At 61.0% G+C, this 26,553-nt stretch carries 24 protein-coding genes and 1 pseudogene; 2 read left to right on the plus strand and 23 right to left on the minus strand.

Annotated features, from left to right (window positions below; all coding sequences use genetic code 11):
- Nucleotides 1–24: 24 nt before the first annotated feature.
- The 20 genes from ACYZT1_RS02690 to ACYZT1_RS02785 form a co-directional block, all read right to left on the minus strand.
- On the minus strand, nt 25–1,251 hold the full coding sequence (locus tag ACYZT1_RS02690; protein WP_462017547.1) for a beta-ketoacyl-ACP synthase: 1,227 nt from the start codon (nt 1,249–1,251) through the stop codon (nt 25–27).
- Nucleotides 1,251–1,979 (minus strand): 3-oxoacyl-ACP reductase FabG, encoded by a 729-nt coding sequence (fabG, locus tag ACYZT1_RS02695; RefSeq protein WP_462017548.1) that lies wholly within the window; start codon nt 1,977–1,979, stop codon nt 1,251–1,253. Before fabG ends, ACYZT1_RS02690 begins: the two co-directional genes overlap by 1 nt.
- Nucleotides 1,976–2,437: a hotdog family protein gene (locus ACYZT1_RS02700; protein ID WP_462017549.1), complete on the minus strand. Its 462-nt coding sequence runs from the start codon at nt 2,435–2,437 to the stop codon at nt 1,976–1,978. The genes fabG and ACYZT1_RS02700 overlap by 4 nt, the downstream gene beginning before the upstream one ends.
- Nucleotides 2,434–3,630, minus strand: coding sequence for a beta-ketoacyl-[acyl-carrier-protein] synthase family protein (locus ACYZT1_RS02705; RefSeq protein WP_462017550.1), 1,197 nt, complete (start codon nt 3,628–3,630; stop codon nt 2,434–2,436). Before ACYZT1_RS02705 ends, ACYZT1_RS02700 begins: the two co-directional genes overlap by 4 nt.
- Complete coding sequence (locus ACYZT1_RS02710; RefSeq protein WP_462017551.1) at nt 3,627–4,232, minus strand: hypothetical protein; 606 nt, start codon at nt 4,230–4,232, stop codon at nt 3,627–3,629. The genes ACYZT1_RS02705 and ACYZT1_RS02710 overlap by 4 nt, the downstream gene beginning before the upstream one ends.
- Nucleotides 4,232–4,957, minus strand: coding sequence for a class I SAM-dependent methyltransferase (locus tag ACYZT1_RS02715; RefSeq protein WP_462017552.1), 726 nt, complete (start codon nt 4,955–4,957; stop codon nt 4,232–4,234). Before ACYZT1_RS02715 ends, ACYZT1_RS02710 begins: the two co-directional genes overlap by 1 nt.
- A complete protein-coding gene (locus tag ACYZT1_RS02720; RefSeq protein WP_462017553.1) occupies nt 4,954–6,201 on the minus strand; it encodes an NAD(P)/FAD-dependent oxidoreductase in 1,248 nt (415 codons plus the stop codon). The genes ACYZT1_RS02715 and ACYZT1_RS02720 overlap by 4 nt, the downstream gene beginning before the upstream one ends.
- Entirely contained in the window at nt 6,188–7,348 is a 1,161-nt protein-coding gene (locus tag ACYZT1_RS02725) for a sodium:proton antiporter (RefSeq protein WP_462017554.1), read from the minus strand. The genes ACYZT1_RS02720 and ACYZT1_RS02725 overlap by 14 nt, the downstream gene beginning before the upstream one ends.
- Nucleotides 7,345–9,684, minus strand: a complete 2,340-nt coding sequence (locus ACYZT1_RS02730) for an MMPL family transporter (protein WP_462017555.1) — start codon at nt 9,682–9,684, stop codon at nt 7,345–7,347. Before ACYZT1_RS02730 ends, ACYZT1_RS02725 begins: the two co-directional genes overlap by 4 nt.
- Nucleotides 9,668–10,372: an outer membrane lipoprotein carrier protein LolA gene (locus tag ACYZT1_RS02735; RefSeq protein ID WP_462017556.1), complete on the minus strand. Its 705-nt coding sequence runs from the start codon at nt 10,370–10,372 to the stop codon at nt 9,668–9,670. The genes ACYZT1_RS02730 and ACYZT1_RS02735 overlap by 17 nt, the downstream gene beginning before the upstream one ends.
- Nucleotides 10,369–10,794 (minus strand): acyl-CoA thioesterase, encoded by a 426-nt coding sequence (locus ACYZT1_RS02740; protein WP_462017557.1) that lies wholly within the window; start codon nt 10,792–10,794, stop codon nt 10,369–10,371. The genes ACYZT1_RS02735 and ACYZT1_RS02740 overlap by 4 nt, the downstream gene beginning before the upstream one ends.
- Nucleotides 10,787–12,331, minus strand: a complete 1,545-nt coding sequence (locus ACYZT1_RS02745) for an HAL/PAL/TAL family ammonia-lyase (RefSeq protein ID WP_462017558.1) — start codon at nt 12,329–12,331, stop codon at nt 10,787–10,789. Before ACYZT1_RS02745 ends, ACYZT1_RS02740 begins: the two co-directional genes overlap by 8 nt.
- The gene (locus ACYZT1_RS02750) at nt 12,312–13,259 is read right to left on the minus strand and encodes an LpxL/LpxP family acyltransferase (protein WP_462017559.1); all 948 of its coding nucleotides are present in this window, start codon (nt 13,257–13,259) and stop codon (nt 12,312–12,314) included. The genes ACYZT1_RS02745 and ACYZT1_RS02750 overlap by 20 nt, the downstream gene beginning before the upstream one ends.
- Nucleotides 13,256–13,990, minus strand: a complete 735-nt coding sequence (locus ACYZT1_RS02755) for a glycosyltransferase family 2 protein (RefSeq protein ID WP_462017560.1) — start codon at nt 13,988–13,990, stop codon at nt 13,256–13,258. The genes ACYZT1_RS02750 and ACYZT1_RS02755 overlap by 4 nt, the downstream gene beginning before the upstream one ends.
- Nucleotides 13,991–14,151: 161 nt before the next feature.
- Nucleotides 14,152–15,831, minus strand: a complete 1,680-nt coding sequence (locus tag ACYZT1_RS02760) for an AMP-binding protein (protein ID WP_462017561.1) — start codon at nt 15,829–15,831, stop codon at nt 14,152–14,154.
- Nucleotides 15,828–16,373, minus strand: a complete 546-nt coding sequence (locus tag ACYZT1_RS02765) for a COG4648 family protein (protein WP_462017562.1) — start codon at nt 16,371–16,373, stop codon at nt 15,828–15,830. The genes ACYZT1_RS02760 and ACYZT1_RS02765 overlap by 4 nt, the downstream gene beginning before the upstream one ends.
- Nucleotides 16,370–16,624, minus strand: a complete 255-nt coding sequence (locus tag ACYZT1_RS02770; protein ID WP_462017563.1) for an acyl carrier protein — start codon at nt 16,622–16,624, stop codon at nt 16,370–16,372. The genes ACYZT1_RS02765 and ACYZT1_RS02770 overlap by 4 nt, the downstream gene beginning before the upstream one ends.
- A 9-nt stretch (nt 16,625–16,633) precedes the next feature.
- A complete protein-coding gene (locus ACYZT1_RS02775) occupies nt 16,634–16,894 on the minus strand; it encodes a phosphopantetheine-binding protein (RefSeq protein ID WP_462017564.1) in 261 nt (86 codons plus the stop codon).
- Nucleotides 16,875–17,684 carry a lysophospholipid acyltransferase family protein gene (locus ACYZT1_RS02780; RefSeq protein ID WP_462017565.1) on the minus strand — a complete coding sequence of 270 codons (810 nt, stop codon included), beginning with the start codon at nt 17,682–17,684 and terminating at the stop codon, nt 16,875–16,877. Before ACYZT1_RS02780 ends, ACYZT1_RS02775 begins: the two co-directional genes overlap by 20 nt.
- Nucleotides 17,660–18,388: a beta-ketoacyl synthase chain length factor gene (locus ACYZT1_RS02785; protein WP_462017566.1), complete on the minus strand. Its 729-nt coding sequence runs from the start codon at nt 18,386–18,388 to the stop codon at nt 17,660–17,662. The genes ACYZT1_RS02780 and ACYZT1_RS02785 overlap by 25 nt, the downstream gene beginning before the upstream one ends.
- A gap of 351 nt (nt 18,389–18,739) precedes the next feature.
- Here ACYZT1_RS02785 and ACYZT1_RS02790 point away from each other — a divergent pair, with 351 nt between their 5' ends.
- Nucleotides 18,740–19,510, plus strand: coding sequence for a ParA family protein (locus ACYZT1_RS02790; protein ID WP_462017567.1), 771 nt, complete (start codon nt 18,740–18,742; stop codon nt 19,508–19,510).
- Between the two features lie 69 nt (nt 19,511–19,579).
- Nucleotides 19,580–19,747 (plus strand): annotated as a pseudogene (locus tag ACYZT1_RS02795) (helix-turn-helix domain-containing protein); the annotation flags it as partial.
- A gap of 6 nt (nt 19,748–19,753) precedes the next feature.
- Here ACYZT1_RS02795 and selO read toward each other — a convergent pair.
- Genes selO through ACYZT1_RS02810 form a run of 3 tightly spaced genes read right to left on the minus strand, consistent with a single transcriptional unit; the run spans nt 19,754 to nt 26,393 of the window.
- On the minus strand, nt 19,754–21,217 hold the full coding sequence (gene selO / locus ACYZT1_RS02800) for a protein adenylyltransferase SelO (protein WP_462017568.1): 1,464 nt from the start codon (nt 21,215–21,217) through the stop codon (nt 19,754–19,756).
- Between the two features lie 48 nt (nt 21,218–21,265).
- Nucleotides 21,266–24,616 (minus strand): mechanosensitive channel MscK, encoded by a 3,351-nt coding sequence (mscK, locus tag ACYZT1_RS02805; RefSeq protein WP_462017569.1) that lies wholly within the window; start codon nt 24,614–24,616, stop codon nt 21,266–21,268.
- Nucleotides 24,617–24,650: 34 nt separating this feature from the next.
- Nucleotides 24,651–26,393 (minus strand): potassium/proton antiporter, encoded by a 1,743-nt coding sequence (locus tag ACYZT1_RS02810; protein WP_462017570.1) that lies wholly within the window; start codon nt 26,391–26,393, stop codon nt 24,651–24,653.
- Nucleotides 26,394–26,553 lie beyond the last annotated feature (160 nt).

Raw genomic sequence — 26,553 nt, forward strand, 5'->3', positions numbered from 1 at the left:
TCTCCTTGACCTTGATTTTTCAGGTTACGACCAGCGACGGAAGATCAGCGAAGTGTTGACGCCGCCGAAGGCAAAGTTGTTGTTCATGACGTATTGATTGCTCATCTGCCGGAACTCGCCGCGCAAATAATCAAGCTTGCCGCAGTGCGGATCGACGTCGTCGAGATTGAAGGTGTGCACGTACAGATCGCGATTCATCATTTCAATGCTGAACCAGGATTCCAGCGCACCGCAGGCGCCCAGCGTGTGGCCGAGAAAACTCTTCTGCGAACTGATCGGCATGTGCTCGCCGAACAACGCACTGGTGGCCAGCGTTTCAGCGATGTCGCCTTGTTCGGTCGCTGTACCATGGCCGTTCACGTAGCCAATATCCGATGGTTGCAAACCGGCATCTTCCAACGCCAGTTCCATCGCCCGGCGCATGGTCACCTGCTCCGGGCGCGTGGTGTGCTGACCGTCGGCATTGCTGCCAAAACCGACGAGTTCGGCATGAATATGCGCGCCACGTGCCAGTGCGTGTTCGAGCTCTTCGAGCACCAGCATGCCGCCGCCTTCACCGATCACCAGGCCATCGCGACCGCTGTCGTAAGGGCGAGGCGATGTCTGTGGCGCATCGTTTTTCAGGCTGGTGGCGTAGAGCGCGTCGAAGACCATGGCTTCGGTGGGACACAGCTCTTCCGCGCCGCCCGCAAGCATGAGCGGTAGCCGGCCAAACTTGATCGACTCATACGCGTAACCGATGCCCTGGCTGCCGCTGGTGCAGGCGCTGGATGTCGGGATCAGCCGGCCGGTGAGGCCGAAGAATATGCTGATATTCGCTGCGGTGGTGTGCGGCATCATGCGCACGTAGGAGTTGGCGTTCAAGCCTTCGGCCACCGAGTTGAGCAGCATGTTGCCGAACGCCTTGATTTCGTCCGTGCTGCCGGTAGACGAACCGCACGCGACGCCCATGCGCCCGTCCTTGATCGATTCGTCGCCGAGCAGGCCGGCGTCGGCCAGCGCCCGCTCGGCCGCACCCACGGCCAGGCGCGAGACGCGGCCCATGCTGCGCAGTTGCTTGCGAGTCCAGTGACTCGGCACCTTGAAATCATCGATCGGCCCGGCCAGACGTGTGTTGAGTTCGGTAAAACGATCCCACTCGTCCATCCGCCGAATGCCGCTGCGGTTGGCCGCGAAGTGACCGGCGATGGTTTTCCAGTCGCTGCCCAGTGAGGTGATGCCGGCCATGCCGGTGACGACTACGCGCTTCATCAGCACAGGCCTCCGTTGACGGCCAGAACCTGCCGGGTGATGTAAGACGCTTCCGCCGACATCAGAAAATTGACTGCACCGGCCACCTCTTCAGGCGTGCCCATGCGTTGCGCGGGGATCATTTTCATCAGTTCCTCCACCGGCACGTTTTCATCGAGCATCGCCGTGTCGATCAGCCCGGGTGCGACGCAGTTAACGGTAATCTTGCGCTTGCCCAGTTCGATCGCCAACGCTTTCGCCGCACCGATCAGCCCCGCTTTCGAAGCGCTGTAGTTGACCTGCCCGCGGTTGCCGATCAGGCCGGACACCGAGGTGATGCAGACAATCCGCCCGGCAGCGCGACGACGAATCATCGGCATCATCACCGGGTGCAGCACGTTATAAAAACCGTCGAGGTTGGTGCGCATCACCACGTCCCAGTCATCCTCGCTCAGTGCCGGAAAAGCACCATCACGGGTCAGGCCGGCGTTGAGCACCACGCCGTAGTAGGCGCCATGTGCTTCAACATCGGCTTCGAGAATGGCTTTGCAGTTGGCACGGTCGGACACGTCGAATTGCAGGACCCGCGCGTTGCGCCCCAGTGCCTGGATTTCGCCCTGCACGGCGGCGGCATCTGCCAGACCGCTACGGCAATGCAGCACGATGTCGTGCCCGGCCCGGGCCAGACGCAAGGCGATGGCGCGGCCGATGCCACGGCTGGAACCGGTGACCAATACGGACTCAGTCATGACTGGATTCCTTTGGATTCATCAAGATATTGGACAGCCTGCGGCGGTCGATACACGTTCAGACGCGCGCTGGCGTGAATGCCGGGTGCAGTGAGATGGCATTCGAAAACGCCCATGCCGTTGTCGTCTTCCAGCGAGCGAATACCGTGAATGGTCAACTCGCTGCCGACGGGAAAGTGCTCGACGTTGCATTCGAATTTTCGCGTGCCAAGCAGAAACCCAAGCGCCACCGCATCGCCACGCTGGCGTGCATGGCAGCCGGCGTACGCGGCCACGCTCTGCGCCATCAACTCGATGCCGACCCAGGCCGGCAGGCTGCCGTCGGGGCGGTTGAACAAGCCACCGGGCTTGACCGTGAGGCGAGTGTGAATTTGCTCGTCATCGAACGACAGGATCTGCTCGATGAGGATCATGTCGCCAGCGTGGGGCAGCAACTCGGCGAGCGGCCAGTCAATCATGGGGCGTCTCCGATAATCAGGCTGACGTTGTTGCCACCGAAAGCGAACGAGTTGCTCATCAGATAGCGAGGTGCAATGGACGCCAGACGATCGGCCGGGGTCACCCACTTCAGGGCCGGCAGGTCAGGATCGGGCTGGCCGTCCCAGACATGCGGCGCCAGTGCGTGTTCCGGATTGGCGGCGCTCAGGCTCAGCCAGCAAAAAGCCGCTTCCAGCGCACCCGCCGCACCGAGGGTATGACCGGTCATCGGTTTGCTCGACGAACACGGCACACCGGCCGGGAACAGCGTCGAGACCGCGAGGCTTTCCATGGCGTCGTTGTGCGGAGTAGCCGTGCCATGCAGGTTCAGATAATCAATGTGCTCAGGTAGCAGGCTGGCGCGGCTCAAGGCTTTGCGCATCGCTTGCAGCGCACCGCGGCCGGTCGGCTCCGGAGCGGAAATGTGATGAGCGTCGGAGCTGGCGCCGCCGCCCAGCAGGGCGATCGGTGAGCCGTCGCCTGCGCGTTTGGTCATCAGGAAAAGCACCGCGGCTTCGCCGATATTGATCCCGTTACGGTTCGCCGAGAACGGGTTGCAGCGTTGCTCTGACACTGCTTCCAGGGCGGAGAAACCATTGAGCGTGAGCTTGCACAAACTGTCCACACCGCCGCATAGCACCGCATCGCACACGCCCAGGTCCAGCAGGCGCTGAGCGCTCATCAGCGCCCGCGCACTGGAGGTGCAGGCGGTGGAAATCACGTAGGCCGGGCCGCTCAGTTGCAGCCAGTCAGCGAGAAAGTTCGCCGGCGCGCCCAGTTCCTGTTGCTGATAGTTATAATCGGCCGGGAACTGCTGCTCACGGATGTAGTGAGCGAGCCCGCGGCTGGCTTCGTCGATACCCGAAGTACTGGTGCCGAGAATCACGCCGATACGGTCGCGACCATAAGTCTGGATTGCTCGCTCGATGTCATCGCGAATCTGCAATGCGGCTTCCAGCAGCAACTGATTGTTGCGGCTGTTCTGGTTGGCCAATTCTGCCGGAATCGTCGCCAGTTCGCCGCGCACGGCGGCCACCGGCAATGAGCGTTCCGGCACCCAGCCGGTCTCGCTGCGCATGCCCGAGCAATCGCCGGCGAACAGGTTACGCGCGACTTCCTGCTTGTCGCGGCCCAGCGCACAAATGACGCCGAGGGCGTTGAGGTAGGCAGTCATGGCATTTCACCGCTCAGGGGCGAGACTAAATAATGCGGACCTTTGGACAGGTTCAATTGAAAACTCGACGGCTGGGAGTAACGCACATCCCAGTGCCCGGGCAGGGAACGCTGCGCGCCGCGCTGCCATGCAGCGCGATAGTTGCCGCGCAATTGATCCTGGGGTGTCAGCGCGAACACTATCGCCGCGAACAGCTCCCGGGCTTCGGGATTGGGTGGCAGCAAACCGTCGGCCTGCCATTCGCCGTCGATCAGTTTCTGCCGCGCCTGCGGAATGCCCAGCAGGTCCATCATCGACCAGCGAATCGCCTGCCCTTCACGTGCAATCACCAACACCCAGTCCTGACGCTGATCGCCCTCGATGCGCTGGATGTGCAGCTGCTGCGGCAACGGCAGATTCGGCGTCCGCTCAGGCAGCGGCGCCTGGCTGGCGCAGGCGCTGAGGAGCAATGCCATGGCAAAAAGCAACAATCGCGGGATCACCCCATACTCTGTGGGAGCGAGCTTGCTCGCGATGACGGCGGCAAGTCCGGCACACGTATCGACTGACACGCCGCTATCGCGAGCAAGCTCGCTCCCACAGAGGTTGTTGGCACCTGACATCACTCGACACCTTCCAACGGCTTGCGCGCCACGACATTGACCAGGGTTTCCTGCCGTTGGCCAAAAGGCTTCGGTCGGCGCAGACCCAAACGTTCAAGCAGGCCGAAATCCTTGGCGCGGCTCCACCACAAGTATGGATACGACACGTTCTGCGGCTCGAACTCGAAACCCTCGCGGCGGATCATTTCCAGGTATCCCGCGGCGCTCTTCTGCACCTGCATCGGATGACGGAACAACCAGCGGATCACCCACGTATCAATGTAGGCCTCGGTGGATTCGGCGAACAGCAGATAACCGCCCGGCTTGAGCACGCGGTAAAACTCCGTCAGTGCTTTTTCCTGCTCTACCAGATGATGAAATGTCTGGTGGCAGAACAGCAAATCCACGCTGGCATCCGGCACCGCAAGCGTCGCGCAGTCGCTGCCGATCAGCTCCACGTGCATGCCCTGCCGAGCCGCTTCTTCGCCGCTCAACGCCAGGCTGTGCGGGTCGGCATCGACGCCGATCAGGCGCTGGGGCGCGAAAGTCTGGCGCAAGTACTGGAACGATTTGCCCTGACCGCAACCGGCATCCAGCAATACTGGATGTGCAGGCAAAGGTTCGCTGAACAGGCTGCGCAAATCGTTGATCGCTACGCGCAACACATGGTGCTGCCACGTGTGGCTGCGCAGGAACCAGAAACCGAAGCGGGTCTCTTCAACGTAGTTATCGCTCAGGTAGCTCACGACGCATCACTCGCGCAGATTTCCGAGAGCATGCGCAGCCGGCGCTTGGCTTCGCTGACAAACGGATTGCGTTCATCCCAGGCGTAACCGGCCAGGATCGAGCAGATCATGCGGCGAATCTCTGCCGAGCCGCCGGCATGATAGATCACGTCCTGAAACGTCCCGGCGTACCAGCCTTCGACGTAGCAGCGGAACGTGTCGACGCCGCGCTTGAGCGGTTGGGCGAACTCGGTCTGCCAGTCGACACGTTCGCCTTGCAATTGGCGGTGCAGCACACCGGCGGCCATGCTCGCCGAACGCATGGCGATGGTCACGCCGGACGAGAACACCGGGTCGAGAAATTCCGCCGCATTGCCCAGCAGCGCAAATCCCGGACCGTGCAGGGTTTTGACGTTGGCCGAGTAGCCGCCGATGGTGCGCGCCGGGGTATCCCACACCGCGTTGTCCAGCACGCCGGACAAGCTTGGCGTTTCGGCGATGAAACCGCGCAGGCACTCATCCAGATTATCGCTGCGACCTTCGAAGTGTTCTGCCGCCGCGACCACGCCCACCGAGCACCGGCCATCGCTGAACGGGATCGTCCAGAACCACACATCGCGTTGGGTCGGGTGAGTGGTGACGAGGATTTTCGTGCGGTCGAAGGTCGGGTGGTCGATGTGGTCTTCGACGTGAGTGAACACCGCCTGGCGCACCGGAAAATTCGACGGTGCTTCAAGGTCGAGCAAACGCGGGAGGACCCGGCCGTACCCGCTGGCGTCGAGCATGAAGTCAGCCTCGATGCGGTACTCGCTGCCATCCTCGCGGAGCACGCCGAGTTGCGGTTTCGCTTGCTCGATGTCGACGCTGACGATCGCTTCGCCATAGCGAATTTCAACGCCCTGCAGCGCCGCCTGATCCGCCAGCAATTTATCGAAATCGGCCCGCTGGACCTGAAAAGTGGTTGGCTTGCCGTTGCTGAAGGTGTCACCGAAATCGAAGGCGCTGTACTGCTCGCCCCAGGCGAACGCGGCGCCGGTTTTCAGCTGGAAACCGGCGGCGTTGACCGCTTCGAGCATGCCGGCTTCTTCGACGAAGTCCAGGCAATGCGAGAGCAGGCTTTCGCCGATCGAGAACCTCGGGAAATGCTGACGTTCGATCACCAGCACGTCGTGCCCCTTGCGTTTGAGCAGCGCAGCGGCAATGGCCCCGGACGGGCCGGCACCGATGACGACTACCTGACGACGTTCCATTTCAACGGTTGGCATGGGGGCTCCTTGCCGGTATGGCAGTTTTCAAAGGGATGCGGTGCATGCCGGCGAGTGCCGGCAGCAGTGTGGCGATCAGGCCCATCAGCATCAGCGCAAAATACAGCGGTGGGCTGATGAGTTGTTGTTGCAGCAGCAGGTTGAGGAAGACGATCTCGCTCAAACCGCGAATATTCAGCAGCACACTTTCACGCCAGCGACTGGCGCCTGCAAACGATGCGCCGGCCCAACCCAGACCCAGCCAGTTGCCGAGCAATTTGCTGGCAATCGGCAGCAGCAACAGCGCCGCCAACTGCAGCGAGTTCAGGCTGTCCATGGCGCTGTGGACGTTGATCTGGACGATGCCGAACGTCAGGATCAACGGGATCGCGATCCAGCTCTGCAAACGATTCATCCAGACGGCCGGGATCGGCAGCACCAGCGGTATTTTCAACGCCGCCATGCACAGCAAATAGCCGATGCCCACGATCAACGCATTCAGTTTGTAGTGCTCTGCCACCACCAGCAGCGCGAAGAAACATCCACTGTACAGCCGCGGCTGGCGCAAGCCGATTATCCGCAACAGCACAGGCACGCACGCGCAGGCCAATGGCAACAGCAGACTGCCCAGGTGCAGGCTGCCCTGAGCGAACGCAAACAGCGTCCAGCACGTCAGGTCGATGAGGATTGCGGTTTGCACCAGTCGGCGGGTGGCGGCGGCTGGATAACCGATGTGCAACAGGTACAGGTACAACACCGGAATTGCAGTAATAGCGAACAGCAATCCGACCGCCAGCGAACTGATCCACGGCTGCGGCGGCAGCAACCAGATCGCCGTCGCCAGACCGCAGGCGAAAGGCACGCAAAAACTGGGCAGGGCAATTTTGAGGCTCTGGCGATCCAGACGCAGATCGATCACGTCGCTGAGAATGTAGCCCAGCAACAGCGCGAAACTCAGGCTGTAGAAGCTTTTCAGCCAGATCGGCGCGACCAGTGCAGCGCCGCTCAGTTGCCACTGGGGTTCGATCCAGAAATACATCAACAGCGGCAAACCGAGCGTCGCCAGCAGCAACTGGCTGACGATCGGGATCAAGCCGAAATGTCGACCAACGCGAGTCGCCACGGCAAAAAGCACCCATGCCATTACCCAGAACAAAATGACCATCATGCGGCGGGCTCCGCGACAGTGGCGGCATGCACCTGACGCCCGGCCCACGGCGCCAGCATGAAACTGAAGGCAAGGCCCAGGCTCACTGACAGGCCGAAGTTGCTCACCGCCGGCGTGCTCGACACCGCCAGCAAACCAAACGACAGCCACGTCGTCAGTGCCGCGAGCAAGGTGCCCAGCAAGCTCACTGCGGCGCCGCCGACCTGTTCGCGCATGAGGATCGCGTAGTCGACGCTGATCGCCGTCACCAGCAGCAGGCCGAACAGGCTGAACAACGTCAGCGGCTGCCCAAGCCAGCCAAGGCTGGCGAGGCTGCACAAAGCCGCCAACAGCGGCAGGGTGACGATTCGCAGGGCACCCCCCCAGCCGAATGGCAGGACCAGCACCAGCACGATCAGCACGCACGAGGCCAGTTTCAGTTCAGCGGCGCTGATCTGCGTCTGGGCAAATACTGCGTTCAATTCATCCAGGCGATCCACCAGTTTCACGCCCGGCAGATCCAGCGCCTGCACCCGCAGCAGCGCGGGATTATTGAGGCCTTGCAGGCTGACCATCGCCGCCACGCCATCTTCATTCGCGCCCAACCACAGCGCGCGATACGGTTCGGCCAGAGGACCGATCAGCGCGCCGTCGATGTCTTCGGCGGGCAGCGCTTGCAAGTTCGACAATTCAGTTTGCAGCGCAGCGGCCGGTACGCCGAGGTCGAGCAACGGCTGCCAGAATTGCGGCAATTTTTTCAGCGCCTCACGCACGGCGTGTTGTTCGCTTGGCTGATTGACCAGTTGATCGAGTGACAGGTAGCCCTGCAGCTTTTCCAGATTGACCAGTTGGTCCAGTCGCTCGCTCAAGGCACTCAAGCGTTCGAGCAATTGCTGCTGATCGGTGGCTCGCACCAGAAAAAACTGGCTGGTGGGTTGGTAGCCGGTGACGCGTGCGATGGTCTGCGCTTCGTCGGTCAGTTGCTGCGGTGCACCGACCCACTGACGAATGTCGTTTTTGCTGTCGAGCTGCAGCACGCCGCCGACGCAGAAAGCGATCAGCATCGTCAGTAACGCCGGCGTGCTGATGCGCTTGAGCAGGGCTTCGCGAATACCCAGCAGGCACTCGGATATCTGCAGCGGCCATTGTGCCGGACGCAGGTCCACGCCTTTAAGCAGCGCTGGCAACAGGCACACTGCCGACAGGTAAGCGCCGATCAGGCCGGCGGCGGAAAATATGGCGATTTGCGTGAGCGCCGGGAAGGGTGTCCACGCCAGCGCCAGGTAACCGATGCAACTGGTGATCAGGCTCAGCGTCAGGCCGGGTAACGTCAGGCGCAGTGCCGGCCAGCTGTGCCAGGGTTTCAGGCTCCAACTCTTGGACAGGTAGTGCAGCGGGTAGTCGACGGCGACACCGATCAGGCTCGAACCCAGCACCAGGGTCATCACGTGCATGTGGCCGAACAGCGCCACGCAAGCCACGGCGCCGAACAGCATGCCGACCAGTACGGGCACAAACGCGAGCAATACCCGCCAGCGCCGGAACGCCAGCACCAGCAGTAGCAGAACCCCGATCGTGGCACCGCCGCCGACCCAGGTCATTTCGCGGGTGGCCTGTTGTTGACCGGCCGCCGCGTACAGCAAGCCGCTGGCAGCCAGCAGTTGCACGTCCGACTTTGCCGCGTCCGCGCGGGCTTGCTCGAGCAGATCGGCAACGCGCAGCGGCAGGTTCATGTCGAACGCGTCGCCGGTGGTCTTGGCGCGCAGCAATACCCAGCTCTTGCCCTCGGCATCGGCGATCAGTGCGCCGCTGCCGATGTCCAGCTGCACCGTACCGTGTTGCGGCTGGCTACTCTGGATTCGCCCGGTCAGGCCCAGCCAGTCGTCCTGGCTGGGCACCAGGCCAAAACCGCTGAACGGATCGAATAGCGATTGCACCCGTTGCTGAATGAACGTGTCGGGATGTTCGATGAGTTGCTGGCGATCCTCCGCCGCCAGCATCGCCAGCCGCCCCTGTAGCAATTGTGTGCGCAGCGCCGGCAAGTCTGCTTGCAGGTTCCACTGGATCTTTTCAAACACGCCGCTGGCTTGCCATTTCTCGCCGAGTTTCTGCGCCATGGCCACTGCTTGCTGGCGATCGGCATGACCGACCAGCACCAGCATTTCCCGATTCAACGGTTCTTGCATGCGCTGTTCGGCGCGCAGTTCCAGTGCGTCCGGCGCGGTGCCCGGCACCAGTTCCATCAGGTTGGCCGACAACGGGGCACCGTCACGCCATTGCCAGCCAGCCAGCGCGAGCACCGCCAGCAGCAGGATCAAAAACAGCCGTGGGAGCATCCGTTCACTCGGCAAAGTCATGTTTCTCCGTATCGCTCAACGGTTGCGCGCTGGTGCTGTCCTGCATGCGCAGCAGTGTGCTGTCGCCCTGGGTTTCGAGCAGTTCGATGCTGCGCACAAGATCGCCCCCGGCGATGTTGATCTGATTGAACACTTGCTTGAGCAGCAGCGAACGCGGGATCAGCGTGAGCTGCCAGTCCTGTGCACTGCCGTTCAACGACAGCGCGAAGTCGCGCTGCAACCCGCTGCTGTCGCCCTGCAGCACCGCGAGGAACAAACGGTTTTGCTCAGCGCCGGCACTTTTGCCCGGCAACATCTGCCAGCCATTGGCGTCACGGCGGGCGATGCCTTTGGCGTTGATGCGGTAGTCCTGCTGCAAAGGCGTTTTCAGCAGCCACAGCAGGCCATGCTGTTTCGACAGCACAAACGTGCCCGTGCTGGTCAGCGGCTTGGGCAGCGCGCGCAGGTGTTTTTCCTGAGTGAAGTTGCCGTGGATGACCTCGGGTCTGGCCAATTGATCACTGAGTTGTTGCAGATCGAATGCCTGTGCCAGGCCTGGAATGCCCAGCAACATGCACAGCGCTGTAGGAGCGAGCTTGCTCGCGATGGACGTCAACGATAACGCGTGCTGCCTGAGTGAGCGCGCTGCCCGGACGTTTTTCGCGAGCAAGCTCGCTCCCACAGGAGAACGGGGGTAACAGAAAATCATGGCAGCGCCCTTTCAACAGCATCGGTGAAGACCTTCGGCGAGGCCAATTGCATTTCGCGGCTGCTCATCTCGACGGCGACTTGCACGGTGCAAGCGCGAGTCAACCGTTCGCCGGTTTGCTGGTCGCTGATCAGATAATTGATTTTCAGACGGCTCTCCCACTCCACCAGATTGGCCCGCACGTTGAGCTTCTGCCCGAAGACGGCGCCGCGCACATAACGCAGTTGCAGGTCGATCACCGGCCAGGCATAACCCGAGTCGACCATCGCGGTGTAGTTGTGGCCGATCCTGTCCAGCAACGCACAGCGGGCAATTTCGAGGTATTTGACGTAATGGCCATGCCACACGACATTCATGGTGTCGACGTCGAAAAACGGCACGAGGATTTCCGTATCGACATGAAGCACTCCCTTGCTACGCATGCAGCCTCCAGTGTTGCTCGGCGATTCGTTTCAGGCACAGGCGCAATTCGCCTTCCAGAGCGCGATCTTCAATGACCGGCGGGAAGTCCCTGGCCAGCTCCTCGTGCATGGCTGCAAGCGCGGGCGGCAGCGGGCGCGCATTCTCGGCCTTGCTGCGCAGCCACACGCCCTGATTAGCCGCAAGCAGGGTGGCGGCAGCGACCTGTTCGGTCAGCTCCAGCACACGAATCGCATCGCGGGCGGCGATGGTGCCCATGCTCACCTTGTCCTGGTTGTGACATTCGGTGGAGCGCGAGAACACGCTGGCCGGCAGGGTATTTTTCAACGCTTCGGCGGTCCAGGCGCTGGTGCCGATCTGCACGGCTTTGAAACCGTGGTTGAGCATCGCGCGATCTGCGGTGGCGCCGGACAAATTGCTCGGCAAGCCATGGTTGTAGCGTTCGTCCACCAGCAAGGCGAGTTGACGGTCGAGCAGGTCGGCGACGTTGGCCACCAGGTTTTTCAGGCTGTCCATGGCGAACGCGATGTGGCCGCCGTAGAAATGCCCGCCGTGCAGCACGCGTTCGGCTTCGGCGTCGATGATCGGGTTGTCGTTGGCGCTGTTGAGCTCGATCTCGATGAACGAGCGCAGCCAGTTCAGGCTGTCGGCCAGTACACCGAGGACGTGGGGCGCGCAACGCAGGGAATAGCGGTCCTGCAGGCGATGCAGCGGCGCGGTGGGCGCATCGATCGCCAGGTCCTTGCGCAACCAGGCGGCGACCTGCATCTGGCCCGGATGAGGTTTGGCGGCGAACAGTCGCTCGTCGAAGTGCTCCGGGTTGCCCTGCAAAGCGACGACGTTCAGCGCAGTGATGCGCGTGGCCAGTTGCAGCAGGTAATCGGCACGCGCGAAAGCGAGGCACGCCAGGCCGGTCATCACCGCAGTGCCGTTCATCAACGCCAGCGCTTCTTTGGGACGCAGCACCAGTGGTTGCCAGCCCAGTTCGCGATGGACGTCCGCCGCTTGGCGACGCTCACCGCGAAACACCACTTCACGCTCGCCGGACAGTGTTGCGGCAACATACGACAGAGGCGTCAGATCACCGCTGGCGCCCACCGAGCCTTCTTCCGGGATCAGCGGCAGGATGTCGTGGTGCAGGAAGGCCTGAAGGCGTTCCAGCAGTTCGACGCGCACCCCGGACACGCCGTGGCACAGCGACTGCAAACGCGCGGCGAGCACCGCACGAGTCGCCTGAGCATCAAGCAATTTACCCAGGCCGCAGCCGTGGAATGTGTAGAGGTGACGTGGCAACGCTTCGACGTGGTGCAGCGGCACGGCGACCACGCAGGAATCGCCATAACCGGTGGTCACGCCATAAATCACGCCTTCCTTGTCCAGCAGGGAATCAAGAAAGCGTGCGCCCTTGGCGATGCGCTCGCGGTACACGGCGTCGCATTGCAACTGCGTTGGCACCTGACGGTTGGCTGCGGCCAGCACGTCTTCGATGCGCAAAGGGAGTTCGCCGAAGGTTACCGGCTCAAGCGTTGGCGTCGTCATCGGTCTTCCAGAAAGGGTAAAAGTTGAACCATTGTTGAGGCGCTTCCAGGCAATAGTGGCCCAGGCGTTCGGCGTAGCGGGAGGTCCACTGATGAATGACCTGCTCGCGGTCGCTGCGCTTCCACACCACGGCGTCGGCGAATGGCTCCAGGGTCAGTCGATACGCGCCTGTCGGTTTCTTCAGGCACAGCAGCAGATTCACCCGGCACTTGAGCAGTCCCGCCAACAACCATGGGCCTTGCGGGAACGCCGCCGGATGACCGAGGAAATCCACCGTTACGCTGCGCCCACCGTGCAACGGCACACGATCCCCGGCAATCGCCAGCCATTCGCCACGCTCCAGGCGCTCATGCAATTGCAGCATGATCAGCGGGTCCAGTTCGCTGACCTGAATCAATCGCAGATTGGTTGCGCCGGCTTCGCCCAAAAGGCGGTTGAACTGCTCGGCGTGCTTGGTGTGCACCAGCACGTTCATGGTGACTTGTTCGCCGATCTCGGCCAGCGCGCGGCAGACCTCGAGATTGCCCAGATGCGCGCCCACCAGCAATTGCCCGCGGCTGCCGCGCAGCTGATTACGCAGAAGCGCCGGGTCGACGATTTCGATCTGCCCGATGCTCAACTTGCCATTCCACACGTCGAGTTTGTCGAGCATCGAGTCCGCAAATGCCATGAACTGGCCGAATACGCGCCAGTGGGTCGGGCGCAATTCACTGCGGCCACTCCAGTCGGCAAGCCGTTGCTGGTATTGCCAGGCGCTGTGGCGGGCACTGCGGCCAAACAGAAAAAAGTACAGGACGATGGCGTACAGCAGCGGACTCAAGAGTCGACGACCGAGCACTTTGGCGGCGGTCGCGGTGAATTTCATCAGCCAGAAACTGCCACGCTCCTGACGGTCCGCCCAGTGCTTTTTATCGCTCTCGCCGCTCATGTTCGCCACCGCCGCCAGAGGATGGCCGGTGCCCGCAGCAACATGCCGAAGAACAGGCGCGTGTGCATACTGGAAATCAGTACGTTGTCGTGGAACATCCGGAAATGCGAAACCCCGTCCAGCGGGTAGTGAACCTTGGTCGGCAGCCAGTGCATCGGCTGGTTGCGCCATGCCAGACGCACCAGAATGTCGGAGTCGAAGTCCATGCGTTTGCCAATTTTGGCGGTGTCGATCAGCGCGAGCGTGGGGGGCAGCGGGTAAACGCGGAAGCCGCACATGGAATCGCGGATCTGCAGCGACAAGGTGTTGATCCAGACCATCACATGGGTCAGGTACCGTGCGTACAAACGGCCTTTCGGCACGCTGGCATCGTATTGCGGATAGCCGCAAATCACGGAAGCCGGATGCGCGCGGGATTGTTCGATGAAGGCGGCCACACCCTGCAGATCGTGCTGACCGTCGGCGTCGACCTGCAAGGCATGACTGAAGCCCAGGCGCGAAGCTTCGCGCAGGCCGGTCATGACGGCGCCGCCCTTGCCCTGATTGGCAGCGAGACGGATCAAATGGACGCCCTCGCGCGCCGCCAGTTGGTCCAGCACCCTGGCGCAGGGTTGATCGCTGGCATCGTCCACCAGAATGCACGGCAGGCCGCAGGTGATCAGCGCCTCCACAACGCGGGTAATCGCGGTTTCGTGGTTGTAAACCGGCACGATGGCGCAGGGCTTATGCATAACGTTCCGCCCCGCCCGTGTAGCAGCTGGCGAAGCCTGGGTCCGAGTGCGCAGCGCTCGCCTCGAGACCACGCTGATTATTTCGACATACGGCGAGCGCCGAATGACGACCGCTTCGCGCCCGGACGCAGCCTTCGGCAGCTGCTACAAACGCTCTCGACTCAGCCACGGGCGTTCTCCAGTAAAATTCGTCCGCTGGAACAGGTGGCCGTTTCGTTACGGTATGAGAAATACAGCTTGTTGCGGCTGGCGTCGAAGCGCAGGTGCAGATGGATTTCATCACCGGGGCGCACCAGTTGCTGGAATTTCAAAACTTCCATGCCGGCAAACTTCCCGGGTAGCTCCATCAGTCGCTGAGCCAGGTTCAGCGCCCAATCCACCTGAACCACGCCGGGCAATACTGGCGTCTGCGGGAAATGTCCGCTGAAGTATGCAAGGTCTGGCGGCACGGCGATGTGCAGGTTCCATTCGCCCTCGGCTTCAACCTGTTGCAGCACTTGCGGTGTTTGCGGGCGAGGTGCCAGCAGCAGGGCTTCGATCTCGGCCTGAGGCAGTTTGCCTTGAGCGTTCAACGGCAGCTGCCGCAGCAGGCGCCAGCGTCGCGGCAAGGCAAGGGCCTCACAGTGCTGGCGCAAGTGCTGCCGCAAATCCTCGGTAACGGTGCGTCGCCCCTGGTTGCGCAGAGCGTGCAGGCCTGACTCGCTCAGCACCAGTACGGCCCCGAGCGAGGCGCGATTTTCCCGAACCACGCCCAGACGCGCTTCAGCGACCCATTCATGATCCATCAGCGCCTGTTCCAGCATGGGCAGCGAGATTCGTTTTTCTTCCAGTTTGACGATTCGGTCGAGCCTTCCCAGCAACTGGAAACGGCCATCAGCCTCGATGCGCGCGGCGTCCGCTGTGTGCTCGACATGCCCGGACGGCAAGTAAGGCGAAGCGATCAGCAGCGCGCCGTCGGCATCCTGGCTCAATTCAACACCGGCGAAGGGTTGCCAGAGTTCATCGCCCTGGCGCCAGGCAATGCCACCGGTTTCAGAGCTGCCAAGGATTTCCGTCGGCCATTGCTGCAGGCGCTGATGAAGACCCTGCGCCGCCTCGAGCGGTAGGGCTCCGCCGGAAGAAAAGACCCGGCTGACTGCGCTCAACGCTGGCCAGTCGAGGTTTTCGCCCATGCGTTTGAGCAGCGCCGGGCTGGCGACCCAGGCGAATGCCGGATGGTCGCGGCTGGCGCGTTGCAGATCTTCCGGGAAAGCCAGTTGCTTGCGCACGAACGGCCGCCCGGCGCACAGCGGCCACACTACCCGAAACAGCAGGCCGTAAATGTGCTGGCTCGCAACACTGCCGATGACGCAGGCGTTGCCGAGGTCTGCGCCCCACAACTGCTCCAGCGCTTCGACCTCGTTGGCCAATTGGCGCACTGTTTTGTCGATGCGCTTGGGCTCGCCGCTGGAACCGGAGGTACACAAACTCAGGACGCAGCGATCCAGATCGAGCGCGGTCGCCGGCAATGGGGGATGCAGGTAATCACTCACCTGCGCGTCATCAGCCTGATCGGTCAGCCAAAGATCGACTTCTTCTGACCAGCGCAGGCGCGTGCGGGCTTGCAGGTCGGCAGGCAGCAGCACGCTGACCCCGGCACGCCAGGCACCCAGCAAGGCAATTGCCAGGTCGGCGGCGTCTTCGAGGTGCACGGCAATACGCTGCACGCCCTGGGCTTGCAAACCGGCGGCCAGGCTCAATGCCCTGGCGCACAGCTGCGCGTGATCCAACGCCGGGTCGGCCGTCACGGCACGCTCCGGTTGTGCCTTGAGCAACAGTTGCTCAAGTTTTATCCAATTCATGGGTGGCCTCGTACCCGTTGTCGTATCAGCCATTCAATGGCAAACAGCAGGCCCATCAGTCCGTAGGAAATCAGGCCGGTGTACAACAGCCACCAGCTCAGCGGCGCCCAGAGAGTGAGGGCGGCGGCGAGCAGGCCGTTACACAGGAAAAACACACACCAGACGATTGTTACCTGACGGGTGTAGACAATCGCCTTGTGTGGCAAGCGCGGTTCGCGCAAGCGCGCCAGGCGTTCGATCATTGGCGGGCCATATTTCAGGCTCAAACCGAACAGCCCGAGCATGAATGCGCTGATCAGCACCGGGTACCAGCGCAGCAACAGCGGACTGTCGAACACGGCCAGCAACAGGCAGAAAACGATCGCGCTGATTGCCATCCACAAGCTGCCCGGGCGCCGCGCCCCGAACAACGCGCGAGCCAGCCACAGGCTGCCCAGCAGCAGACCAAACTGCCACGGTGCGAAATGTTCCAGGCCGAAATACACCGCGAAGGGGTACAGCAGGCCCGCCAGCAGCAGGCCGAGGCCGATCATTCGGCTCATGCGGCGGGTTGAACCAGACGGTAGACCGCCTCAACCACGTCGCCGACCGTGCGCACGGATTTGAATTCTTCGGCAGCGATTTTCTTGCCGGTCTGACGCTTGATGTGATCAATCAGGTCGACGGCATCAATGCTGTCGATTTCCAGATCCTGATACAGGTTGGAATCCAGGCTCACACGTTCAGGCTCCAGCTCGAACAGTTCGACCAGGGCATCGCGCAAGGTGTTGAAAATGTCGTCACGAGTTTGCATGGTCCGGTCTCAAGCTGCCTGTTTTGCAGTGACAAATGCCGCAAGGCTCGCCACGTTGCTGAAATGATTACGCGTGTCCTTGGCGTCCGCATCAATTTTGATGCCGTATTTTTTCTGGATCGCCAGGCCGAGTTCCAGAGCATCGACGGAGTCCAGCCCCAGGCCGTCGCCGAACAATGCCTGATCGTCACCAATGTCGTCGGCGCTGATGTCTTCGAGCCCCAGAGCGTCGATGATGAGTTTCTTTATGTCACGGTGCAGATCGCTCATCTTCGGCGAGCTCCTTGATGTAGTAGTGATGCAGGTAGTCATTAAGCTTGCGCGAGGCTTGCGGTGCAGGGCCCAGCGCAGCGAAGGCCTGTGGGTCTATATCGGCCCCGACACGAAAACTGAAGTGCACGCGGCATTTCGGGATCCGATACCAGGGTTCGGCCTTGGTCAAGGTGGTGGGGCTGACCTTGATGATCACCGGGGTGAGGATGTTCGCACCGCGCACTGCAATTGCCGCTCCGCCCCGATGAAAGGACGGCGGTTCGCCGGGCTGGGTGCGGGTGCCCTCGGGAAAAATGATCAGCGTCTGGCCGCTTTTCAGCGCGTCAGCCGCGGCGTCGAGCATGTCCATGCTGCCATCGTTGCTGATGTATTCGGTGCAGCGCAGTGGGCCGCGAGTGAACGGGTTTTCCCAGAGGCTTTGCTTGACCACGCAGTTGGCGTGGCGCACCAGGCCGATCAGGAAGACCACATCGATCAGCGACGGATGATTGGCAACGATCATCTGGCCAGGCCGACCGAGTTTTTCCGCGCCTTGAATGTCGTAAGTCAGTACCCCGGTGCGGGCCATGAACTGGACAAAAAACCAGAAGCAGCGGCTGACCGTGCGCCGTGCTCGCAGGCGATGGGCCTGCGCATCCCCGGGAAAGCAGCTCAGCAGCGGGAAAATCAGCACACGCAGGCACAGCCCGCCCAACCCGAACAAGGTGAAGCTTGCGGCGGTGGCCAGCAGACGCCAGTAATAGGCGTCGCGGTTTTTTCCGTTTACAGGTTGCGTTGCCAGGTCCATACGCGCTTTTTCCAGGCATGTTGGCAGGTGGTCTGCTGGCCGAGCAGAGTACGCAAGAGATTCAGGGCATGGGGCCAGTGGGCGGAGGGCACTTCACCTGCGGTACTGCCCAGCGACAGTTGCCAGTCGTTGCCCGGGGTGAGCAGCAGCGCCACCGCGTAAGGGAACGGCACGTCATGGATCCAGGCCGAATAGGCTTCGGGTGGCTGCTCTTCCGTAACAATCAGCAAGACGGCCGGTGCGCCTTCATTCAGCAGCGCGGCGGCCTCTAGCATGCCATGTTCAAGGCCATCGCCGGCAGCGGCGAGGGCAGTCATTTCGCTGGTTTCGCCGCGCATGATCGACCACAGGCCGATTACGGCGTTATGCACTGACAGACTGAACTGGGTGGGCGACAACGGCTGATCGGCGGCCAGATCACTTAAAATTTCGAAGGTGCGTGGGGTTTCGCCGTGACGGGAAATAAAGACCAACGGTAGGTCGTGTCGACCATCGGCCAAGGGCCAACCGACGCTGAACGCCATTCGCGCCAGCCGACTGAGGCGCCGACGTTGCATGGCCGGCAGAAACGAGACGTCGGGGGCGGCATCGCTGCCCTGAAGCACGACCGGTTGTCGGCTCCAGGTCTGCCAATCGTCCACGCTTTCGAACCCGGGAGCCCACGCGCGCCATTGGGCGATGTTGAAGTTGATCACAGCATTCATCCCGCCCCTGCGGGCTGTTCTTGACGTGGTGAATCGCCAAGCCGCGATTCCCCTGACGTGGCGCCAGGCGCCGAGTGGCGCGCATTATCCCGTTGCTGCGGGTGTGTAGCAAATATTGGTGAGATTTTGCTCAGCGAAATGTACCGGATGTTCTGCGCAGAGCTGTCGTTTGGCCATTATCCACATTGCCGCGGGAAAATCTGTCGGCTCCGGTCCTCAAATATGCGTCGAGTTTTCAACTCCGCAGTGTGAGATTGGCGATGATTCTGTAGTCCCAATCCCGACGAGGTAGCGAAGCAGCGCTTCGGACTACTACACTCGGGCAATTCTTTGATACACGGAGGTTTTGACATGCGGCGTGTGGTGTTCAATCAGAAGGGTGGCGTGGGCAAATCCAGCATTGCCTGCAATCTGGCGGCGGTCAGCGCCAGCGAGGGCTATCGCACCTTATTGGTGGATCTCGATGCCCAGGCCAATTCCACTCAATACCTGACCGGGCTAACCGGCAATGACATCCCCATGGGCATTGCCGATTTCTTCAAGCAGACGCTGTCTTCCGGCCCTTTCTCGAAGAAAAACAAAGTCGATATTTACGAAACCCCGTTCGATAACCTTCACGTCATCACCGCGACCGCCGAGCTGGCCGACTTGCAACCCAAGCTTGAGGCGAAACACAAGATCAACAAATTGCGAAAGTTGCTGGAGGAGCTGGACGAAGATTACGAACGCATCTACCTCGATACGCCCCCGGCGCTGAATTTTTATGCGGTGTCGGCCTTGATCGCCGCCGATCGCGTGCTGATCCCGTTCGATTGCGACAGCTTCTCGCGTCAGGCGCTGTATGGCCTGCTCGCTGAAATCGAGGAATTGAAGGAAGACCATAACGAAGGGCTGGAAGTGGAAGGGATTGTGGTCAACCAGTTCCAGGCGCGTGCCAGTCTGCCTCAGCAGATCCTCGATGAGCTGATCGCCGAGGGCTTGCCGGTATTGCCGGTATATCTGGGCAGTTCGGTGCGCATGCGTGAATCGCACCAGACCAATACGCCGCTGATTCACCTGGATCCGCGGCACAAGCTGACTCAGCAGTTTGTTGATTTGCATAACCTGCTGGAAAACGCCTGATCCTTGTGGGAGAAATCCTGCCGGCGATGGGGCCTGTACAGTCAACACCTTTTGTTGCCTGACCCGCCGGTTCTCGGCTACCTGATGCGCGAACACCACCTGAGCCAAAGCGACCTGCCCGGTGTCGGTCCTCAATCAGTAGTATCCGAGATTCTGAGCGGCAAGCGTCAGCTCAACCTGCGGCAAATTCGCTGGTTGGCCGAGCGCTTTGGCGTTTCTGTGGATGCCTTTATTTGAAAAATTTCAAGAAGAACAACTGATCTCCAGATGCTTGCCCCACTCCGGTGGTCGTTCGGCGTAGCTCTCCATTCCCGGCTGCTCTTCAAACGGATTGCTCAGCACCCCATGCAGGCGCCGAACTTCCGAATAGTCGCCACTTTCCGCCGCATCAATGGCCTTTTGCGCCAGATAGTTGCGCAGAATGTACAGCGGGTTGACCGCGTGCATCCGTAGGCGGCGCCGCTCTTGATCGGGCTCGCCTTCGCGGGCTACCCGGGCGATATAAAGCGCGCCCCAGGCATCAAAACCCTTGATGTCGACAAAATCGTCGCGCAGTCGAGCGATGGCCTGCTCCGGCGACTCATTACCGAGCCGGCGGAAGAACAGGCTGTAGTCGACGCCACTGTTCTGCATCAGCTGCAACAGGCTTTCCAGCAATGCCTGATCGTCATCCTCGGCGGTGGTCAACCCGAGGCGGCGGCGCATCAGGTCAAGGTAATGCGCCTGGAACAACGGCAGGTACAGGCCAAGCGTTTCGCGCAAGGCTTCGACGCTGATGAACGGCGTCAGCGCCTGGGCGAGCGCGCTGAGATTCCACTGGCCGATCGGCACCTGGTTGCTGAAAGAATAGCGGCCCTGATCGTCGGAATGGTTGCAGATGAACTGCGCATCGAAATCATCAAGAAAGGCAAACGGGCCGAAATCGAAAGTAATGCCCAGGATCGACATGTTATCGGTGTTCATCACGCCGTGGCAGAAACCATAGGCCTGCCATTTGGCGATCAGTTCGGCATTGCGCTCGACGATTTGGCGGAACATGGCCAGGTACGGTTCGGGCTGCTCGAGGCATTCCGGAAAATGCGCGGCGAGTACGTGGTCGCCGAGCTCTTTCTGCTGTTCGGGGCGTTTGGTGTAATAGAAATATTCGAAATGGCCGAAGCGCACGTGGCTGGGAGCCAGCCGCAGGACCATCGCCGCGCGTTCCTGTTTTTCGCGCCACACCGGCGTGTCGGAACCGATCACACACAGGGCGCGAGTGGTCGGGATGTTCAGTGCATGCAGCGCTTCAGAGGCAAGGAACTCGCGGATCGACGAACGCAACACGGCGCGGCCATCGCCCATCCGCGAAAAAGGCGTCTGGCCCGCGCCTTTGAGGTGCAGGTCCCAGTGTTCCCCGGCCTCATTGTAGACCTCGCCCAATAACAGGCCGCGACCGTCGCCGAGTTGCGGGTTGTAAGAGCCGAACTGGTGCCCGGAATAGACCATCGCCCGCGGCACCGCCTCTGCCCAGAGTTTATGACCGCTGAACAGCTCGGCGAACTCTGCGGTGTCGGCCGCGGCCGGGTCGAGATCAAGTAGCGCCATGGCAACGGGGCTGGCCACGATCAGCCGCGGGTTATCGATGGGCTCGGGCAGCACATGCGCGGAAAACGCATCGCCGAGGCGGGCGAAGCGGTTATCGAAGGTCAGTTCGTCGAGGGCTTTCAAGGGCCTTCTCCAGCAGAATGTCTGGGCATTCTGCTGCGGATATCGCGGTTAGTCGAGCTTGGCGGCCGGCGGCGCTTGCACAGGCTCGGCATCTTTCACCGGTGCGATGGTTTTCTTTTCCGATTCAATGGGCACCATTTTGTATTCCTGACCTTGAAGGTTCTTCAGATAAACCTCCATTTGCCGGAAAGAAATATTGATGTGCTGTTTCTTGAACTCGCGATTGATGAAGCGGTTGACCTCATCGAGCACCGGGTTGCGGTCGCCGAGATCACGCACGTGCATGCGCAACTCGTGATCGAGGGTGCTTTCGCCGAAGTTGAGGAAGTACACCAGCGGTTCCGGTTCCTTGAGGACCCGCGGATTTTCCCGGGCGGCTTTGAGCAGCAGTTCCTTGACCAGGTCCAGGTCCGAGCCGTAATCCACACCGAGCTTGAGCGTCACGCGGGTGACGGTGTCGGTCAGCGACCAGTTGATCAATTGCCCGGTAATGAACGTTTTGTTCGGGACAATGATGTCTTTGCGGTCGAAGTCGGTAATGGTTGTGGCGCGGATGCGGATTTTGCTCACCGTGCCCGACAGGTTGCCGATGGTGATCGTGTCACCGATGCGCACCGGGCGCTCGAACAGGATCATGATGCCGGAGATGAAGTTGGCGAAAATCTCCTGCATGCCGAAACCCAGACCTACCGAAAGCGCCGCCACCAGCCACTGCAGCTTGTCCCAGCTGACGCCGAGGGTCGACAAGGTCGAGACGAAACCGACGCCGGCGATGACGTAGGAAAGCAAGGTCGTCGTCGCGTAAGCGCTGCCCTGAGCCAGGTTCATTTTCGACAGCACCAGAACTTCCAGCAGGCCCGGGAGGTTTCGGGCGAAAGCGAACGTGATGCCGATGATGATCACCGCCCCCAGCATGTCGCCGATGCTGATCGGCACCATGCTCATGTTGGCGCCAGTGCCGCTGGTGTATTCGTACAGGGTGATGTTGTCCAGGTACGAGAACACTGAAATCAGATCGGACCAGACCCAGTACAAACCGGCGATAAAGCCGCCCAGCAACGCCAGGCGAATCAGGCGCAGGGACTGTTCGTTGACCTTTTCGATGTCCAGCGTCGGCTCTTCAATCACCACTTCGCCGTCGCCGGCCTCTTTCGCCGCCTGACGTTTGGTCAGTGCCCGTTGATAAGCCAGGCGCCGTGCCGCAACGCTGAGGAAGCGTACGAACGTGGCTTCGATGACTAGCCAGAACATCAGCAGGTAAAGGGTGTTGATCAGGCGGTCACTGAGTTTGAGCGCGGTGTAGTAATAGCCGAAACACACAGCGACGAACAAAGCGATGGGCAGCGCGGTGAACAGCACTCCCAGTGCTTTGCGAAACAGCGACGTATTCTGATGCGTCGGGCTGCTGATCAGCAGACGGCCGAGCAACCAGGCCATCAAGGCGTAGCAGATCAACACGACAGGCATGCCCAGCACATCATCGGCCAGCGCTGCCGGTTGCAACTCGGCAACGGCGACCACTGCCACCAGCGCCATTACCACCAACCCGAGTCGGCGCACCCAGCCCTGAAGGAACTCGACCTGAGGTTTTTCCCAGCGAAAGTGCAGCTCCGCAACGCCGCCCGGCGCCAGGATCCGGTAAGCGGTGTAGAACACCAGCCACGCCTGGGCCATCTGCAGCAGCGCCGCGCCCATGCTGGCGTTTTGCCCGCGAGCGTCGATTTGCAGGGCGAGGCCGCACAGGGCAAGGCCCAGGGAAACCGGCATCGCCAGCAAAATATTGAACAGAATCGCTTGTGGCGTGTGCCACTGGCTGTCGCGTTTGAAGTGGCCGATGTCCTGGTGAATCTTGTTCAGGCGGGCGTAGAGGCTGTTGCGCCGCCACAGCAATGCGCCAATCAGCAATGCCAACGGCAGGAACAGCAACGGCCGTTGGGTCAGGCCGTCGGTCAGTTCGCTCAAGCTGGATGCCCACGGCAGTGTAGTCACCTGGCGTTCCAGGCGCTCTGGCACGCCGCGCATCCATTCTGGATCGAGCGGTTTGTTGCTGGGAATCCAGAACATCTGCTCATCCAGCGTCGCGCGCAGGCTTTGTGCGGTGCTCAGCAGTTGCTTCTGATTGAGTTGCAGGGTGATCGATTCGTTGAGTACAGCGCTCAATTCGCGGTTGAGCCGCTCCAGCAGGTCGGCCCGGGTCATGGCCAGTTCCAGCAGGCTTTTGCGCAATTGCGGCGTGACTTGTTCAGGCGGTTGCGCCGCCAGCAGATTATCGACGTAGGTCGCCGGGTTGCTCAGCAATTCACGTTGCTGGCTGACTTCGAATTGATACAGCCGAATGTCGGCGATCTGGTCCGCCAGATCCCGATCGACCGTGAGTTTGGGCAGCGCCTGCTTTTGCTTGTAGAGAATTTTGGAGAGCAGCAGGCTGCCCTTGAGCACGTTGATTTGCTCATCCAGGGCGGAATCGCTCTGGGTCACATTGTCCAGTTGTTGCTTGGTCTGCAGGTTCTGCTGAGTGACTTCGTTGAGGCGATCGGTGCTTTTGAGCAGATAGTCGGAAAGCTTGAGGTTCGCCGCGCTTTCGGTCGCCAGCAACGCGCTGCCGCCTGATTTCTGCGCCTCGATGGACTGTTGGGTCACCGTTTCCTGAGACTGCGCCAGACGCTTCTGATTGATCAGGGTCTGCAGTTCCTGGATTTCCTTGTCCAGGCGATCGGATTTCTCCGTGAGCAAGTCATGCTGGCTGTTGCCCAGATCCTGCAACTGGCTGTTGCCGGCCAGTTCCTGGCGACGCAGCGGAATAAGTGCATTGAGGGCTGCAAGCTCGGCGTTGAGCTGATCACGTTGCTCGCCGCTCAGGGTCTTGCCGTTCTCTTTGCCGGCCTTGAGCAGATTATTGATCTGCTGGATCCGCGTCTGGCTGGTGGAAATCTCCGCTTGAGCACGCTCGGGACGAGTTTGCGCGGTGATGACGAGGCTGTTGGCCTCGGCCAGCGCCTTCTGCACATCGCTTTGCTGAGTCGAGCGCTCAGTCAGCTTCTGCTCCAGCTGCTGAATCGACTCCTTGGCATAACGCTGCGCCACCGGTAATTCACTGGTGGCCTTGAGCCGAGTGAGTTCGCGCTGGTTTTCGATGTTCTGTTTTGGCGCGGTGGCAAGCTGCTGTTTCAGCGCGACCAGCTTCTGCTCGTAATCACGCTGGTTCGCGAGTTGGGTCAGCGTGCCTTGCAGAATGCTTTGCAGGGCTTTTTGATCGGCTTCCGGCAATTTGCGATCGGCAATCTTGTCCAGGCTCGCTTGCACGGATTCGCTGGTGGGTGGTTCGGCTGCATGCAAAGGGCCGACAGAAAGACTCAAGCCCAGCAGGGCCATGATGAAAAAGTTGCGCAGGGTTGACATAGTGACCGATCGAAAACGAGGTGAAGAGTGGAGTTTAGAGGAACAAGCCCGGGCCTGGGCGACTTCCTTCGGGGAATCTGACGCCCACTTTGCCGATCTTGTTCCCGTCCATGACCGCGACCGTCCAGATGGTGTTGTTCCATTCCACCTGGTCACCGACTACTGGCGCACCGCCCACTTTCTGGGCAATGAAGCGTGCCAGTGACATGTCCGGATCGATGCCTTCGACCTTCAACCCGTACAGAGCAGCAACCGCGGCCAGCTGGGCGTCTCCTTCGAGTACGAAGTCGCCGAAAAAGCGTAAATCCAGACCCCGTTGCGGGGCCTGGCTGAACAGTTTTCCGAGGGCCGGAAGGTTGTGTTCATGGCCGATAACACACAGTAAATCATCAACTTCGAGCACCGTACTACCCGACGGATGGAGCAATTGTTGGCCACGAAACAGGGCCGCGATGCGCGTGCCTTCCGGCATTTTCAGTTCGCGCAGCGGTGAGCCGATGCACCATTTCTCGGCGCCGAGGCGATAAACGAACAGTTCCCACTCGCTGGTAACGTGTACTTCCAGCGCGGCTCGGGAAATCGGCGCGGGATCTGGCGGAACGGTCACTTTCAGCAGTTTCGCTACCCACGGCAAGCTGGTGCCCTGAACCAGCAGCGAGACCAGCACGATAAAAAATGCCAGGTTGAAATACAGCTGCGCGTTGGGCAGCCCGGCCATCAGCGGGAACACCGCCAGAATGATCGGGACCGCACCGCGCAGACCGACCCAGGCAATGAACACCTTTTCGCGTCCGTGAAACGCTTTGAATGGCAGCAGGCCGACGATCACCGACAGCGGGCGGGCAAACAGAATCATCCACAGCGCCAGGCCGAGGGCCGGCAAGGCTATCGGCAGCAAATCATGTGGGGTGACCAGCAGACCCAGCACCAGGAACATGCCGATTTGCGCCAGCCAGGCCATCCCGTCAAGCATGTGCAGCATGCCGTGGCGGCTGCGCACCGGACGATTACCGATGACCAGACCGCACAGGTAGACGGCGAGGAAGCCACTGCCGTGCAAGGCGTTGGTCAGAGCAAATACCACCAGACCGCCGGCGATCAACAGGATTGGGTACAGACCGGTGGCCAGGTTGATCCGGTTGACCAGTTGTAGCATGACCCAGCCGCCGCCCAAACCGATCACGCCGCCGATGCCGAACTCTCGTACCAGATGCACCAGCAGATTCCAGTGCAGACCGGTTTCGCCGCTGGCGAGCATGTCGATCAGGGTGACGGTAAGGAACACCGCCATTGGATCGTTACTGCCGGATTCGATTTCGAGGGTGGCGGAAACCCGCTCGTTCAAGCCCTTGCCGCCCAGCAGCGAGAACACTGCCGCCGCATCGGTGGAGCCGACAATGGCGCCGATCAACAGGCCTTGCATCATGTTCAGGTCGAACAGCCAGGCGGCGGCCATGCCGGTCAACCCGGTGGTGATCAAAACCCCGACCGTGGCCAGCGACAACGCCGGCCATAACGCCACGCGAAAACTTGAGACCCGGGTGCGCATGCCACCGTCGAGCAGAATGATCGCCAGGGCGAGGTTGCCGACCAGATAGGCAGTAGGGTAATTATTGAAAATAATCCCGCCGCCATCGACGCCGGCGGCCATGCCTACGGCCAGGATGATCACCAGAATCGGGATGCCGAGGCGCGATGACAGGGAGCTCACCAGAATGCTCGCACCCACCAGCAACGCGCCGATCAAGAACAGGCTGTTGATGGTCGTCGCATTCAATGGCGTTACTCCAGAAACCGAAAGGGGCGGGCACAGACTGACCATGCAGTCTGCGTGCCAGCGATTCTAACCTGTTGAAATGTGATGCTGTCAAAAAGCTTTTGCAGATTAAAAGATCTCAGCCAACGGGTTCACCTACACCCTGTAGCTGCCGCAGGCT

This window comes from Pseudomonas sp. PB3P13 (assembly GCF_054897735.1).

Coding starts and splice junctions, on each gene's coding strand:
- ACYZT1_RS02690 (WP_462017547.1), bottom strand. CDS start 1,251: ATGAAGCGCGTAGTCGTCACCGGCATGGCCGGCATCACCTCACTGGGC.
- fabG (WP_462017548.1), bottom strand. CDS start 1,979: ATGACTGAGTCCGTATTGGTCACCGGTTCCAGCCGTGGCATCGGCCGC.
- ACYZT1_RS02700 (WP_462017549.1), bottom strand. CDS start 2,437: ATGATTGACTGGCCGCTCGCCGAGTTGCTGCCCCACGCTGGCGACATG.
- ACYZT1_RS02705 (WP_462017550.1), bottom strand. CDS start 3,630: ATGACTGCCTACCTCAACGCCCTCGGCGTCATTTGTGCGCTGGGCCGC.
- ACYZT1_RS02710 (WP_462017551.1), bottom strand. CDS start 4,232: ATGTCAGGTGCCAACAACCTCTGTGGGAGCGAGCTTGCTCGCGATAGC.
- ACYZT1_RS02720 (WP_462017553.1), bottom strand. CDS start 6,201: ATGCCAACCGTTGAAATGGAACGTCGTCAGGTAGTCGTCATCGGTGCC.
- ACYZT1_RS02725 (WP_462017554.1), bottom strand. CDS start 7,348: ATGATGGTCATTTTGTTCTGGGTAATGGCATGGGTGCTTTTTGCCGTG.
- ACYZT1_RS02730 (WP_462017555.1), bottom strand. CDS start 9,684: ATGACTTTGCCGAGTGAACGGATGCTCCCACGGCTGTTTTTGATCCTG.
- ACYZT1_RS02735 (WP_462017556.1), bottom strand. CDS start 10,372: ATGATTTTCTGTTACCCCCGTTCTCCTGTGGGAGCGAGCTTGCTCGCG.
- ACYZT1_RS02740 (WP_462017557.1), bottom strand. CDS start 10,794: ATGCGTAGCAAGGGAGTGCTTCATGTCGATACGGAAATCCTCGTGCCG.
- ACYZT1_RS02745 (WP_462017558.1), bottom strand. CDS start 12,331: ATGACGACGCCAACGCTTGAGCCGGTAACCTTCGGCGAACTCCCTTTG.
- ACYZT1_RS02750 (WP_462017559.1), bottom strand. CDS start 13,259: ATGAGCGGCGAGAGCGATAAAAAGCACTGGGCGGACCGTCAGGAGCGT.
- ACYZT1_RS02755 (WP_462017560.1), bottom strand. CDS start 13,990: ATGCATAAGCCCTGCGCCATCGTGCCGGTTTACAACCACGAAACCGCG.
- ACYZT1_RS02760 (WP_462017561.1), bottom strand. CDS start 15,831: ATGAATTGGATAAAACTTGAGCAACTGTTGCTCAAGGCACAACCGGAG.
- ACYZT1_RS02765 (WP_462017562.1), bottom strand. CDS start 16,373: ATGAGCCGAATGATCGGCCTCGGCCTGCTGCTGGCGGGCCTGCTGTAC.
- ACYZT1_RS02770 (WP_462017563.1), bottom strand. CDS start 16,624: ATGCAAACTCGTGACGACATTTTCAACACCTTGCGCGATGCCCTGGTC.
- ACYZT1_RS02775 (WP_462017564.1), bottom strand. CDS start 16,894: ATGAGCGATCTGCACCGTGACATAAAGAAACTCATCATCGACGCTCTG.
- ACYZT1_RS02780 (WP_462017565.1), bottom strand. CDS start 17,684: ATGGACCTGGCAACGCAACCTGTAAACGGAAAAAACCGCGACGCCTAT.
- ACYZT1_RS02785 (WP_462017566.1), bottom strand. CDS start 18,388: ATGAATGCTGTGATCAACTTCAACATCGCCCAATGGCGCGCGTGGGCT.
- ACYZT1_RS02790 (WP_462017567.1), top strand. CDS start 18,740: ATGCGGCGTGTGGTGTTCAATCAGAAGGGTGGCGTGGGCAAATCCAGC.
- mscK (WP_462017569.1), bottom strand. CDS start 24,616: ATGTCAACCCTGCGCAACTTTTTCATCATGGCCCTGCTGGGCTTGAGT.